The 14,740-nt window shown below is 30.0% G+C and carries 12 protein-coding genes; 5 read left to right on the forward strand and 7 right to left on the reverse strand.

The window, feature by feature from the left end; all coding sequences use genetic code 11:
* Window positions 1-158 precede the first annotated feature (158 nt).
* Window positions 159-2,744 carry an ABC transporter transmembrane domain-containing protein gene (locus B6F84_RS04965; RefSeq protein ID WP_148691212.1) on the forward strand — a complete coding sequence of 862 codons (2,586 nt, stop codon included), beginning with the start codon at window positions 159-161 and terminating at the stop codon, window positions 2,742-2,744.
* A 76-nt stretch (window positions 2,745-2,820) separates the two neighbouring features.
* On the opposite strand, the gene dgoD is transcribed toward B6F84_RS04965, so the two are convergent.
* Window positions 2,821-3,975: a galactonate dehydratase gene (gene dgoD, locus B6F84_RS04970; RefSeq protein ID WP_148691213.1), complete on the reverse strand. Its 1,155-nt coding sequence runs from the start codon at window positions 3,973-3,975 to the stop codon at window positions 2,821-2,823.
* 6 nt (window positions 3,976-3,981) lie between these two features.
* On the reverse strand, window positions 3,982-5,415 hold the full coding sequence (locus B6F84_RS04975; protein WP_148691214.1) for an aldehyde dehydrogenase family protein: 1,434 nt from the start codon (window positions 5,413-5,415) through the stop codon (window positions 3,982-3,984).
* Window positions 5,416-5,504: 89 nt separating this feature from the next.
* On the opposite strand from B6F84_RS04975, the gene B6F84_RS04980 reads away from it, so the two are divergent.
* Together B6F84_RS04980 and B6F84_RS04985 are read left to right on the forward strand one after the other, a co-directional pair.
* Window positions 5,505-6,356: an SMP-30/gluconolactonase/LRE family protein gene (locus B6F84_RS04980; protein ID WP_148691215.1), complete on the forward strand. Its 852-nt coding sequence runs from the start codon at window positions 5,505-5,507 to the stop codon at window positions 6,354-6,356.
* A gap of 31 nt (window positions 6,357-6,387) precedes the next feature.
* Window positions 6,388-7,137 carry an SDR family NAD(P)-dependent oxidoreductase gene (locus B6F84_RS04985; protein WP_148691216.1) on the forward strand — a complete coding sequence of 250 codons (750 nt, stop codon included), beginning with the start codon at window positions 6,388-6,390 and terminating at the stop codon, window positions 7,135-7,137.
* A gap of 83 nt (window positions 7,138-7,220) precedes the next feature.
* On the opposite strand, the gene B6F84_RS04990 is transcribed toward B6F84_RS04985, so the two are convergent.
* From B6F84_RS04990 to B6F84_RS05005, 4 genes are read right to left on the reverse strand one after another with little or no spacing between them, the layout of a single operon-like run.
* The gene (locus tag B6F84_RS04990; RefSeq protein WP_148691217.1) at window positions 7,221-7,868 is read right to left on the reverse strand and encodes a GntR family transcriptional regulator; all 648 of its coding nucleotides are present in this window, start codon (window positions 7,866-7,868) and stop codon (window positions 7,221-7,223) included.
* Between the two features lie 18 nt (window positions 7,869-7,886).
* Window positions 7,887-9,014, reverse strand: coding sequence for a mandelate racemase/muconate lactonizing enzyme family protein (locus B6F84_RS04995; RefSeq protein ID WP_148691218.1), 1,128 nt, complete (start codon window positions 9,012-9,014; stop codon window positions 7,887-7,889).
* Between the two features lie 2 nt (window positions 9,015-9,016).
* On the reverse strand, window positions 9,017-10,180 hold the full coding sequence (locus B6F84_RS05000) for a UxaA family hydrolase (RefSeq protein WP_148691219.1): 1,164 nt from the start codon (window positions 10,178-10,180) through the stop codon (window positions 9,017-9,019).
* Window positions 10,177-10,467 (reverse strand): UxaA family hydrolase, encoded by a 291-nt coding sequence (locus tag B6F84_RS05005; protein WP_148691220.1) that lies wholly within the window; start codon window positions 10,465-10,467, stop codon window positions 10,177-10,179. The genes B6F84_RS05000 and B6F84_RS05005 overlap by 4 nt, the downstream gene beginning before the upstream one ends.
* Window positions 10,468-10,585: 118 nt before the next feature.
* Here B6F84_RS05005 and B6F84_RS05010 point away from each other — a divergent pair, with 118 nt between their 5' ends.
* Window positions 10,586-11,461 (forward strand): dihydrodipicolinate synthase family protein, encoded by an 876-nt coding sequence (locus B6F84_RS05010; protein WP_148691221.1) that lies wholly within the window; start codon window positions 10,586-10,588, stop codon window positions 11,459-11,461.
* A 154-nt stretch (window positions 11,462-11,615) separates the two neighbouring features.
* Window positions 11,616-13,061 (forward strand): sugar porter family MFS transporter, encoded by a 1,446-nt coding sequence (locus tag B6F84_RS05015; RefSeq protein WP_148691222.1) that lies wholly within the window; start codon window positions 11,616-11,618, stop codon window positions 13,059-13,061.
* A 14-nt stretch (window positions 13,062-13,075) separates the two neighbouring features.
* On the opposite strand, the gene B6F84_RS05020 is transcribed toward B6F84_RS05015, so the two are convergent.
* A complete protein-coding gene (locus tag B6F84_RS05020; RefSeq protein WP_148691223.1) occupies window positions 13,076-14,158 on the reverse strand; it encodes a glucose 1-dehydrogenase in 1,083 nt (360 codons plus the stop codon).
* Window positions 14,159-14,740: the final 582 nt, after the last annotated feature.

A 14,740-nucleotide genomic window follows, 5' to 3' on the forward strand; every position in this document is an offset into this window, starting at 1 on the left:
TATAAATAATATTTTATCTAAACAAATAATTATTAACCAAATAAATTAACTAAAATAACTTTACGAATTGTCTATGGTGAATTCGTTGGGATAGGCCCTTTTTTAAGATTCTAGTTGTTAGGAAATCCTTTTATTTTTCTTCTCTAGACCATGTTGATATGAAAAAAGCTACGGAGGCTATCAAGTTCAACATTAAAGTTAAAACTGACGTAGATAGAAATCTAAACTTAAAAGAAGAAACAATTGAGATAAATAGAAATGAGATAAACGTTTACGAAGACAATAATCTTGTTTCCCACTATAATAATATAGTTAAATTATCATTAGAATCAGGCATAACAATAGATAAGTTAATAGGTATATCTTCTGATAACAAAATTTTCGAAATAGCATATTTTACTAAGAAAAAAGAAGAGTTATTTAAGAAGGTAATAGATGGTTTTAACAAAAATGAGCAAATAGAAATTAGCGATAAAGATGACGAAAATTCTAAAGCTAGCATGAGTACAATAAAATGGCTTTGGAATATTGCTTCTAAATATAGGAAGACGTTAATAATAGGTGCTATACTTTCTTTAATAACTACTGGATTAAATTTAGTTCCTCCTTATTTACTTAAAATTTTAATAGATAGTGTATTGCTTTCACCTAAGTATTCTACAAGTTTGTACATAAACATAATAGTCTTCTTAACTTTATCATATTCCTTTTTAGCATTAATAACTTCAATACAAAATAGAACTTTAAATAATTTGGGTTCTAAAATAATAAACGATTTAAGGGACAAATTATATGCTCATTCAATTAAACATGATTATTCTTTTATAGAAAGAATTTCGCCTAGTAGAATTTTATCTAGGTTAACTACAGATGCTGGAAATACTAACTGGTTACTAGTTTGGGGATTGCCTACATTACTTACTAACTTATTTACTATAATAGGAATTGGTGTAATACTCTTTACTTTAGATGCTACTTTAGCTATGTTTATACTCATACCTATTCCAATTATTATCTATATGATAATAATATATAGGAAAAAATCTCATAGATTGTATCATAGAAATTGGAGAAGAAGCGCTGATATTACATCAAAAATAAACGATACTATTCCATACTTTATAGTTGTAAGATCGTTTTCAAAAGAGGAATACGAATCCAAAAAACTAAGAGAAATGTTAGATAAATTATACGAATCTAATGTTACAATAAATAAAATGAATGCAACGTATTGGCCACTGATGGGTTTTATAGTTAATATTTCTACTATATTAATATGGTGGATAGGAGGTCATGAGGTAATATCTGGAATAATCCAACTCGGTGTAATAACTGCGTTTATAGCATATATTTCACAATTTTATGGACCTATTAATAATTTAAGTAATGTTTTACCATTTATTCAACAATCCCTAACTTCGGCAGAAAGAATAAGAGAAGTTTTAGAAACTAAACCCCAAATAACTAATCCGGAAAATCCTAAAAAACCAGAAATGCCTGCTGAAATTGTATTAGAAAACGTATCATTTGGCTATGATCCTCATTTTCCTGTTATAAAAGACGTAAACATGGTAATAAAACCTAAAGAGAAAGTTGCAATAGTAGGCAAAAGTGGTTCAGGAAAAAGTACAATAGCTAAATTACTTTTAAGATTTTATGATGTAAACCAAGGAAAAATACTTATTGGAGGAGTAGATATTAGAGAAATAGATTTAGATTATCTTAGGAGAAAAATAGCTTACGTTCCTCAAGACGTAGTACTTTTTGATACTACTGTTGGTTATAATGTAGCGTATGGAAGTGACGATATCAATGAGGTAGAAATAATTAAAGCATGCAAAATAGCTAAAATTCACGATGAGATCTTAAAATTACCATTTATGTATGATACTATATTGGGAGAAAGGGGTACTTATTTGTCTGGAGGACAAAGACAGAGATTAAGTATTGCAAGAGCTATTATAAAAAATCCAGATGTTCTAATTTTCGATGAAGCTACATCTAGTTTAGATATAATAAGTGAAAGAGAAGTTTACAAAGCTATGATGAACGTATCAAAGAATAAGACAGTAATACTAGTTACCCATAATGTACATGAAGTAATGAATTCAGATAAAATATTCGTATTAAGTAATGGAAAAATAGTGGAAGAAGGAAAACCAAATGATCTATTAAATAAAAAAGATGGAGCTTTCTACTCCATGTTTAAAGAACAAATTAATGAAGAAAATATTTCTACGGAAAGAAATATTGAATATGATGACGAGAAAATTAATCTGATAGATGATGTAAGAGACATAAAAATAGAACCATCAAACAGAAGAAGTGCAGTAAATGTAAGGTATAACGGAATATTTTATGAAAACCTAATACCTAAAATGTTATTCCCTATAACTAACTCAAAATTTATAGGCTTTTATGATCAAGAAAATCATGAAATATTTCTAATGAGAGATTATACAAAACTAGATATTAATTCACGTAAAAATCTTGAAACTGCTATAGCTTATAATAATTTAATATTCCAAGTAGAGAAAATTAATGAAATTAATATAAAAGGAGACCAATTAGAATGGAATATAACTACTAATAAAGGAAAAATAAAAACATATACTTCTGGAAGAAGAAATATAGTAGTATTAGATTCAAAAATTATTTTAATTGATAAAAATGATAACTTATATGAAATACAATTAGATAGACTAGACAAAAGAAGTTTTAAACTATTAATGGAAACTATATAACTTTTTTAATATTAATTTCTAAAGTTAAACGATAAAAACTCTGTATAACATATAATCGAAATATTCCTTGATAATCTTAAGAAACATTAGGATTTATATCTCCATAATATTTATAATCCTTACTGAAATACTCTAAGTGCAGTTTCTTGTATGGATATCTGCTAAGTGCTTCTTCATTTACCTCTATACCTAATCCTGGCTTATCACTAGGGTGAATATAGGAATTTTTAACGTTAAAGTATTCCTTAATTAATGATCTTCTAACAGTTTCTGCATCAATCCAGTATTCCATAATTAACGAATTGTTTAAAATTAACATAAGATTTAATGTTGCTGCAGTTGCTATTGGACCGTTAGGATTATGAGGTGCTACAGATATATAATAAGTTTCTGCCATATTACCTACTTCTTTTAATGCTTCTATTCCACCTACATGGCAAACATCAGGTTGAATTATGTCAACTGCTCTCTTTTCTAAAAATTCCCTATACCTATATTTGTTTACAATTCTTTCCCCACTAGCTATAGTTATAGGAGATTTATCTTTTACGTTCTTTAACGCTTCTATATCCTCCTCTGGTACAGGCTCTTCTACCCAATAAGGCTCATATTTTGATATTTCATTTATCATCTTAACTGCTGATGCAGTATTAAATCTTCCATGTGCATCTAGCATAACATCAATATTATATCCTACTGCATCCCTTATTGCCTTAAGTCTACTTTTAGCTTTTTCTATATCATCTCTGCTAGCTTGTGGTCCAGAAGATCCAAAAGGATCCAATTTTACTGCATTAAATCCTTGATCTACGACTTTTCTTACTGCATTTGCAAATTCTTCTGGACTCCTATCACCAGAGATAAATCCATTAGCATATACTCTAACAGAATCTTTCGTTTTACCTCCAAGCAGTTCATAAACGGGTTTATTAACACTTTTACCTAAAATATCCCATAATGCTTGTTCTATGGCACTTATAGCTGACATGAGTATTGGACCACCTCTCCAGAAGAAATGCCTATATAAGAAGTTGTATATTTCGTTTGGATTTACTTCTCTTCCAATTAAGAACGGTTTAAAGTCATAAACTGCTGCTTCTATAGTTTTTTCAAAATCACCCATAGTTCCTTCTCCATAACCTGATATTCCATCATCAGTATCTATTTTTACAATTGTAAAATTTCTCCATACAGCATTAACTAAATAGACTTTTACATCAGTTATTTTCATATTTATTCACCTAGAATAGACAACTAACTTCTGTTCAGTCATTTCTAACATAGTATTTATAATACTTTCTCTTCCTATACCACTTTTCATAACTCCACCAAATGGTAAATTATCCCATCTAAGCCTAGTAGTGTCATTAATTATTACTGTTCCTGCTTTTAATTTACTGGCTATATCGTATGCTCTACTAAAATTAGAAGTAAATACTGATGCATCTAAGCCATATTCAGTAGAGTTAGCTACTTTTACTGCTTCATCGTCACTATCTACAGATACTATAGGTAATATTGGCCCAAATACTTCTTCCTTTAATATCCTTGCATTAGAATCTTTAGATAATTTAATTACTGTAGGAGGAAAGTAATATCCTATAGATGGTACTGTGCCTTTGAAAATAACTTGACCTCCTTCCTTTTCTGCATTCTGTAAAAACTCTTTCATTCTCATCACTGCTTGATTTGAAATTAAAGGAGGAATATCAACGTCTTCAGATAATGGATCTCCGGATTTTAACTTTCTCACTGCTTCGACTAGCTTATTACTAAACTCTTTTTCAATTTCTTTTCTTACTATTATTCTTTTGGTAGCGTTGCAGAATTGTCCTGCAAAATCAAATCTTCCAACCAAAGCAGATTTAACAGCTTTATTTAGATCTGCATCTTCTAATATAATCATCGCGTCACTACCTCCTAATTCCATAATTACTCTTTTTCCTTCTTTTATTGCTTGACTAGCTAAAGCCAAGCCTACTTCTACTGAACCAGTAAATGTAATTAACGAAATTTTCCTATTTTTTACAAACTCATTACCTATCATTTCTGAATTTCCAGTTACTATATTTACGCTTTTAGGGATAATCTGATTAACTATCTCTGCTAATTTAATTTGAGTTAATGGAGTGAGGGAGGACGGTTTAAATACTACAGTATTGCCTACGGCTATAGCTGGGGCTACTTTATGTGCAAAACTGGCTGCAGGAAAGTTGAAAGGAGTTATAGCACCTACAACTCCAATTGGTTCTCTCTTTATAAATGCTATTCTATTTTCATTACCTGGAGGAGTATCGTATAGATCTAATGGTATAAATTGTCCTTCTAATGCTCTCCTAAGTTCAGATGATGCCAGTTCAAAAATTTTTGCAGTTCTTTCGATTTCAGCTCTAGAACTTTTTATTGGCCTACCAGTCTCTAATGTCATAGTTTTTGAAAGATCTTCTACATTTTCTCTAATCTTTGAAGCTATATTATTGAGTAAATTACTTCTTTTAGCAGGAGTTATTTTATTTATTTTTTCAAACTCTTCATAAGCTAAATCGATAGCTTTTCTGACATCTTCTAGCGACAGAGAAGGAACGTAATCTATAATTTCACCAGTAGCAGGATTTCTAACTTCAATTTTATCTTTAGAATCAATTTTTTCTCCTCCTATTAAGGTATACATGTATACAATATCGTATATTCTAAATTTAAGGTTTTCTTTCAAACGAAGAATTAGAAAAATAAAATAATTATATAATATTAGTATAATCTATGATAAATGTATTTAGTAAATACAAGGCAAAATTAGCCGAAGGCCCAGTATATGATTTAGAATTAAATAAACTTTTTTGGGTAGATATAGACGGAAAGAAAATAGTAATAAAAGACCTTGAGAACAAAGAAGAAAAAGAAATTACTACAAGTGATTTAGTTTCTTCATTGTGTGTAATAAATAATACTGAAGTCATAGCTACAATCAGACATGACTTTTATATAATAAATATAGATTCAGGCAATATTTTAAGTAAAATTGATGGACAAGAAAACGATCTAGAGAATAATAGATTTAATGATGGAAAATGTGATAAGTTAGGAAGATATTGGGCAGGAACAATGAATATGTTAAAAGATAAACCTTCAGGAAACTTATATAAATTAGAAGGAAATAAAATAGAAAAAATGCTGAGTCAATTGACAGTTTCTAATGGTTTAGGATGGAATCCTGAGAATAATATTATGTATTTGATAGATAGTCCGATAAGAAAAGTATATTCTTTTGATTACGATCTAAATAAGGGAGAGATTTTTAATAGAAAAGTATTAATAGATTTCAAAGATGAAGTAGGTAATCCAGATGGAATGACAGTTGATGAAGAAGGATATTTATGGATAGCTCATTGGAATGGAGGAAAAATAAGCAGATGGAGTCCAAATGGAAAGAAAGTTTTTGAAATTAAACTCCCTGTAACTTACGTGTCGTCAGTCACATTTGGAGGAAAAGAAATGAACGAATTATTCATTACTACGGCTTATAAAGAAGATGAACCATTAAGTGGAAAAGTATTTACATATAAAACTGATACTAGAGGCCTTCCAAACAATAGATTCAACAGGAGTACATAGAAGTTAAATATTTTAAATGAGCTTTATTTTTATGGAAATTTCGTTAAAAGGTAAAACATGTTTAATTACTGGAGGGACTCATGGAATAGGCCTAGTTACGTCAAAATTTTTTTCAGAACTTGGTGCTAGAGTAATAGCTACTGGAAGACATATACCAGAGGATGATAAAATTAAGTTTGTTAGAGTAGACTTAACTTCTAGAGAAGACCTATTAAACTTTATAGAATGGTACAAAAAAGAAATAGGTAAGATAGATTGTTTAATAAATAATGCATCTGTTAATTCTAGATACTCAATACTTAATGTAACATTAGAAGAATGGGATAAAATGCTAGCATTAGAACTTACTGCTCCAATGTTACTCTCTAAAATGGCTGCAGAAATAATGATAAAAAATGGAGTTAAAGGTAAAATAATAAATATAGCTGCGATTCAAGCAAAATATCCATTACCTGAATCATTACCTTATGTTACTGTTAAAGGTGGTCTGATTTCTATGACTAGAAGTTTGGCTGTAGATTTAGGTAAATATGGAATTCAAGTAATAACAGTAGTTCCGGGCCCAATATATACTAGAGGTGAAGAAGTACCTGAAAAATTGGATAAAAATGCTGCTACATTATTGGGAAGAATGGGAAGACCTCAGGAAGTTGCAAATCTGCTAGCATTTTTAGCTTCTGATTATAATACATTTATAACTGGCAGTGAAATTTTAATTGATGGAGGAAGACTCATAAGCAGAAAACCTGATCCTAACGAAATAACTTCAGGAGAAGTATAGTAAGTAGTTTATTATATTTTAATCCTAAAAAGTTTATTTTCGTATTTAATCAATTTCTAAAATGAAAATTAAGCAAAAATTAGTTAGGAGAACATAAATATTCTTTGCTTAATATACTTAAGAACGTTATTTTCATGATCTTCCATTAATTTTTTAGCCTCTTCACTATTTCTGCTTTTTATTGCTTCAAATATATCATTATGCTCTTCATATTCTTCTTTTCTTCTTTCATAACTGCTAAAAAGGGTAACTCTAATTATTTTCAATTTTACTCTAATATCATTCAGACATTCTTGAAGATATTTATTCTTACTCGCTACGGCAATGGTATTATGAAAATTACCATTTAAATTTGATAGTGTCAATGGATCAGGATCAGATTTTTCAGTCTCTATCTTTATTTCTTGTAGAAGATCGTCCATTTTTTTTAAATCTTCTTCTGTAGCCCTTTCAGAAGCTAGGTATGCTGCAGTAGCTTCTAATGGTAATCTAATTTCGTATAACATTAAAACTTCATCAGATGAGAGCGAAACTATAGAATAAGATTTATTTTCCTTTTTTATAATGCCCTCAGAAATTAGCATCTTCAAAGCTTCCCTAACTGGAGTTCTGCTCATATTCAAATCTTTACACAACTGCTCTTCAGTAATTCGTTGGCCTTGTTTGTATTTGCCTTTCAATATCATGTTTAATACATCGTTATATGCCTTTTCACTAAGATTAACAGTCATTATAACTAATTATTCATCTTACTTACTTATTAACTTTTTTTCCAAATCACTAAAATAAAGGATTCTAAATTTATTACTATATTTATATTTGTTCATATTTGTTTCAATAATATTTACATTATCTGGAGGAACAGCATATCCGTTTTTAGTTATAGGTAAGGAATAAAACAAATCATTCGGAAAGTCCGCAATAGAATACTCTACCATTTCTATCTCACTTTTAGATAAACCTAGATTTAAAGCATATATTAAAGACAACGGAGAAGCATCAGGCCTATCATGAGGAGCTATTTTCACTTTATATTTAGAGGCTAAATCTAATATTTCTAAGAACTTACTAATACCTCCTATTTTAGCTATATCGGGCTGAAGATATGTAATACCTGATTCGAGTAATTTTTTAAATCCATATAGAGAATATTCATTTTCACCAGCAGCAATTGGTATAGGCGAAATTTCAGCAAGTTTTGAAAGAGTTTCATAATCGTTTGGAGGCCACAATGGTTCTTCTATCCATTCAATTTCATACTTATGAATACTATTAACAAAATCTTGAGCTTTAGCTAAATCAAAAGGAGAATTTAAATCGATAGCAATTTTTACATCCTTATACTTTTCCCTTATAGTTTTTATACTTTCTATGACGTTTGAAGGAGGCTGATGAACTTTAATTAACTCAAAACCTTTTGTTATTGAATTTTCTACTGCACTTAATACATCTTTTACACTATTGAATCTAGGAAAGCTAGCATAGATCTTAACTGAATCTCTAATCTTACCTCCAAACAATTCACTTAAACTTTGATTATTTTTTCTAGCCATGAGACCCCAAAGGGCCATCTCTACAGAACTTATTGCACCAGATATTACTCCGCAGTTTCCAGCGCTAAAAAGTATTTTTTCTAAAAGAATTCTAGCATCATAAGGAGATTCAAAATCTTGCCTTTCCAAAACTTGTGATATAACATCAGTTATCACTGATGAATATGCACCTATTATACCACTGCCTGCAACTAAAGTTTCTCCCCAACCATAAAATTCATTGTTTTCTACTTTAACATAAAGTTGAACATCCCATGTATCCTTCCAATCTGATATTGGAGAAGTAATAAATGGAATAGACAAAGGAAAAATTTTTACTTTCATTTTTAAGCACTTATATACAATTTTATAGGAGAGAATTCATCGTGCTGTAATACTTCTGCTTTAGTTAATCTTCCGCTCATAACCCTTAACATATATTGATAAATTCTCTCTCCAGCCTCTTCAAGCGATATTTTTAGATCAAGTAAATCTGAAACATCAACATCAATATGTTCAGTCATTTGAGATGAAGTTTTAGGATTTGCTGTTATTTTTATTACAGGAATTATAGGATTTCCTACAATATTTCCTTGCCCAGTAGTGAACAAATGAACAACTGATCCTTTAGCGGCAAATAAAGTTACAGCTTCAGCAGCTGCTGAAGAAGTATTTACAAAACATAAAGTACCTCCATCCTTAGCTTTTTCTAAAGGATCTAAATAGTCTAATACGCAATTGACCTTTCTATGTCCTAGTTTTTGTATATTACCTAGAGCTTTCTCCTCTATTGTAGATAATCCTCCTTTTATATTTCCTTGAGTTGGTTGGGAGCCTAGTAAATCAACTCCTTCTCTTTCTATAATACTATCATATTCTTTAAATATATTCATGAACTTTTCCTTTAATTTGTCATTAGCCATCTTATCAGCTACTATGTCTTCTGCCCCAGTTAGTTCTGAAGTTTCTCCAAACATTACAGTAGCTCCATGATCAATCATTCTGTCTACTACTACACCTACTGCAGGATTAGAAGCTAATCCAGAAGTTGTATCTGATTCTCCACATTTAATGCTCATTACTATAGAAGATATATCTACTTCAGTCCTATGTTTTTCGCTTGCATCTTGAACCATTCCTAATGCTTTTCTTGAAGCTTTTTCTATAGTTTTTAAATCTCCATTTCCCTCTATAGGAAATACTTCTACATGCTTGCCAGTCTTTACTATTTCATCTGCTACTTTATTAGCCCAATTCTCTTCTATCCCTATTACAATTACACTGTCAACGTTAGGATTTGAGCCTATACCGGAAAGTATGTGAAAAAATAAATCTAAATCACGACCAAATTGTAATCTTCCATAAGGATGAGGAATAACAGTAGTCCCTCTAACTAATTTTGATACCCCTATAGAAGCCGAATTGGAAAGATCGTCTAAAGGCAAAATTAGCACATGATTTCTTATTCCTACTGAACCATTCTCTCTAACATAACCCTTAATTGTGCTCATTTTTTGCTCCACCTCATAGACTTTATATTATGAACATGAACATGGTTTCCAGCAAAAATGTCTTTAGTTGCTATTCCTATAGGTCTTCCATACTTAATTACTTTTTCTCCAGATTTAATATCGCTTAAAGCAATTTTATGACCTAAAGGAATATCTTCACTACTTTTTATAATAACATATTCAGATGGATTCTCTAAGTAAGCGCAAATTACTTCTTCTCCTTTCTTTACATCATTAGTTAGGATACATACATTATCATTTTTGGAATGAATTAACCCCTTTGGCATAGATATAGTTACTGTATCCTAGTTTATATTTTTTTATTATATAATTTAATGTATACATGATTATATACATCAATTCTTAGACTCAAGACTTAAATATTGAGTATATGCAGTGTATATTATGAAAGGAGTATTAACAGCATTAACGATTCCTTTTAGAGAAAATAAATTAGCTGAAGACGATTTAATAAATCACGTTAATTCTCTAATTAAAGCAGAAGTTAATGGATTTTTCCTATTAGGTTCAGTAGGTCAAGGTACTTTACTTACTGCTGAGGAAAGAACTAGAGTTCTCGATATCGTGAAAGAAAACATAGATAATGAGAAATATATAGTAGTGCAGATTGGTGGGACCGATTGGAATACAATACTTACTACAATAAAAGAAGCTGAGAAGCATGAAGCAACAGCATTAGCAACTATTCCTCCTATTTATTATAAACCAGACTATGAAACTCTTAGACGATATCTAGAAAAAATTACCAATTTAACTTCGTTACCAATTTATATATATAATATTCCAAGAAATGTGGGATTTGACGTTACACCAGAAATAACGGCTAGATTACTTCATAATGGAATAAAAATTTCAGGTATTAAGGATACAACTCAAGATATCACAGAAATTATAGGTCATATAAGTTTAGGAATTGATGTTTTCAATGGAATTGATGCTATGATACTTCCATCACTTATAGTAGGAGGAAAAGGATGCGTCTCAGGATTGTCCAACGCTATACCAGAACTTATTGTCAGTATATATAAAAATACAATTAAAGGAAATATAGAAGAAGCAAGAAAAATTCAATTACAAGTTTATAAACTATTCCAAATAGTAGGAAAATATCCTTCTCCATCCATACACTATGAATTAGTAAAACTCCTTAGATACGATTTTGGTAACGTTAAAGAGCCATTAATAAGAGGATTAACCGAAGATGAAGAAAAAGAACTTAAACTTCAGTTAGATTCTTTAGGATTTAAGACTATTCTGTAATATAGAAAAGTAAGCCCTTTTTATTTATATAAAACTTGATATATATACTTTTGAAGATTAATTAAAAAACATCAATATTGATTTATATAATAATCTGTTTACCTAGAAAACAAACTATATATTATATTGTATACAAGAAAGTATATGAAGATTTATGAACATAACTTACGAAGAAGCAGTAAAAAGACTAGATAACGTTAATGTAAGGCCTATTCATATAATAGCTGCTATCATAGCTGCATTGGGAGGATTCTTATTCGGATATGATACTGGCATAATAGGTAGTACACTAGTATATGTTACTCCATTCTTCCATTTAACTCCATTAGATGTAGCCATACTAACGTCAGGTACATCTATATTTGCCGGAATAGGAGCTTTAGCAGCGGGACCAATAACAGATAAGTATGGAAGGAAATCATTACTAATAATTGATGGTATTATGTATGCAGTATTTGCTTTGTTATCTGCATTAGCATTTAATTCTATTTCATTAATAGTATGGAGAAGTTTAGTTGGATTTGCTGTTGGGGCTGATACTGCAATAGCAACTGCTTACATAGCTGAGTTTTCTCCGAAAAAATGGAGAGGAAGCTTAGCCATAACCCAGCAATTAATGATCTTTTCTGGAATAACTGCATCTTACTGGGCTGGATATATTTTGTCTTTTTCAGAAAATTGGAGACTTATGTTAGGCCTAGGAGTTATTCCAGCTATTATTTTAGTAGGACTAAGATTTCTTCTTCCTGAAAGTCCTAGATGGCTTCTACTTAATAATAAAGAAAATATCGCAAAAAAAGTTTTTAATAAATTTGGTGCATTAATACGAGACGATGAAATTGTTATGGCACCAGCTAAAGAACCATCATTTAAAGAGATGTTCAGAAACAAGGCTGTCACAACTGCAATTATTATAGTGGGAATATGGTTAGCTTTTCAACAAATTACTGGTGTAAATGTAATTTTATATTATGGTCCAGAAATATATAAATACCTTGGAATAGTGGGTTCAACTGCTATATTATACACTGCAATATCCGAATCTTTAGGAGCTATTGAATACGCTATTTCATTCTATCTCATAGATAGATGGGGAAGAAGAAAGCTAGGAATTTTAGGATATGCAGGTTTAGTAGTATCTTGGATCATTATGCTAATTGGATTGAGATATTTCTTCAGCGGAATACTATTCATAGGTGTTTCTCTAGTCTTTTCTGCTATGACGCTTTTCTTACTATTTTTCCATGTAGGAGTAGGAGGAGTTGGATGGGTATTACAAGGAGAAACAATACCAACTGAAGTTCGTGGTAGAGGTGCTGGTATTTTAGCAGCAATAGATTGGTTTGCTAATGCTGCAATAATATTTCTTTTCCCTATATGGGAGACTGCATTAGGAGTATATTCTTTCTTCGGATTTGAATTATTACTATCAATTATAGCAATAATTATAGTATATCTATTCTTACCAGAGACTAAAGGAATATCTCTTGAACAAATGAGCAAAGCCTTCGAAAAAGGACTTACAATTCAGCATTCTAAATCGGAAGATACAACACTTCCTAAATCTGAAAATATAAATATAAACAAGAAGAAAAATTAAAAATTGATTTTCTATTACCAAGCTATTCTAATTTTTATTTCTTTTTCTTGTTTTTCTCTTAATACATTTATTACTTGATTTTCGTCTGTAATAGGTACAGTTCTAGTTATTAATAGAGTTGAAGTTTTAGGATAAAGCGTCTTCCATGATGCTAAATGAGTTACAGCTTGTTGATAATGTGGTTTTTGTCCATTTACTAATCCTATAATTACCTTATTGCTTAGGACCATTTCTTGAATTGATCTAAAATCAACTCCGAAACTTCCAGAAATAGGAAATCCAAATAATCCTAGAACGCCATTTCTTTTTAATAATGGAAATACCTTATCTAATATGCTTGCATCCGCACCTGTAGCATCTATTATAACGTCAAATTTTTGATTAATTTTTTCCATACCAGATGATGAGTTGAAGAAATTTGATTCAGTTTCTTCAATAACTGTCTGTTCGATTTCGTTAGGTTCTCTTCTGTTACTTATCCAAACTTCAAATCCTATAGTTCTAAATATTAAAGAAAATAACATGCCTACTGGCCCTGATCCTAATATTAGCACTTTTCTGCAATTGTATGTTCCATCATCACATGTCCAAGATGGAACTCTTTTTTGAGTATTTATAATTTCTTCTACTGATTTTTCTATATCTGCTAGTGGTTGAGCTAATATCCCAATATCTTCTATCTGTTTAGGAATCTTAACTAGATATCTGGAATCGTCGAACCAATATTCTCTCATAAAGCCGTCCATTCCATTAATTCCTGCTTCTACAAATTCTCCTGTTTCACAAAAATCTGGTCTTCCCAATAAGCAATTCAAACATTTACCACATCCTCTCCTATTTATTGGCATCACTAGATCTCCTTCTTTAAAATTTCCATATCCCTCTTCAACAACTCCTATTGCTTCGTGACCTAACACTAAAAAATTTTTATTAGATAAAGAAAACGTTATTTTACCGTTTACTATTTCTCTATCAGTACCGCAAATACCATTATAAAGCGTTCTTATTTTTATTTTTCCAAAATTTTGTACTTCTTCTTGTTTCACATCTTTTATTTCTACTCCTTCTTTCGGTGGCCTTACTAATATTGCTTTCATTACCATGACGTAATTTAAGTTGCTTATAAATTTTGCTTATATCGTATCTAAAAACTTTAAACTTTTCGATCATATCTTCAAACATTAATATAATTACCATGATAGATATACGCCAATATAATCTATATTAAAATATTTAGTTTTTATTCTTATTAATTAAATCTTTTTCTAGTATAGTTTACTGATTGTTTCACAAATGAACTCTGTTCTTAGGATTGAGCTTTCTACCCTTACGGATGTGGACTTACGTCTTCTTAACCCTAATGAGTATATCTAATCAGTATTTCTAGCAACTGGTAAATAACGTAAAGTTATCTATAGTTTTAGATAGTATACAAACTTCTAATAATATAGTAAAAAGAAATAAAAATTTGAATTAACGTCTTATTTTAATATTCCTTAAATTAAACATAATTTTAACTGATTGTATTGGAAGTAGGGACTTATACTTTTCTATGTTTAATAGTTATTCTACGCAATAATTTTAAAAAGTATAAATTTTAGAATATTTTATAGTATACAAAGTGGAATACTATATATAATGCATTGAGAATAGATAATTTGACATTTTTATAGTATATC

It is taken from the genome of Acidianus manzaensis, from assembly GCF_002116695.1.
Classification (GTDB): domain Archaea; phylum Thermoproteota; class Thermoprotei_A; order Sulfolobales; family Sulfolobaceae; genus Acidianus; species Acidianus manzaensis.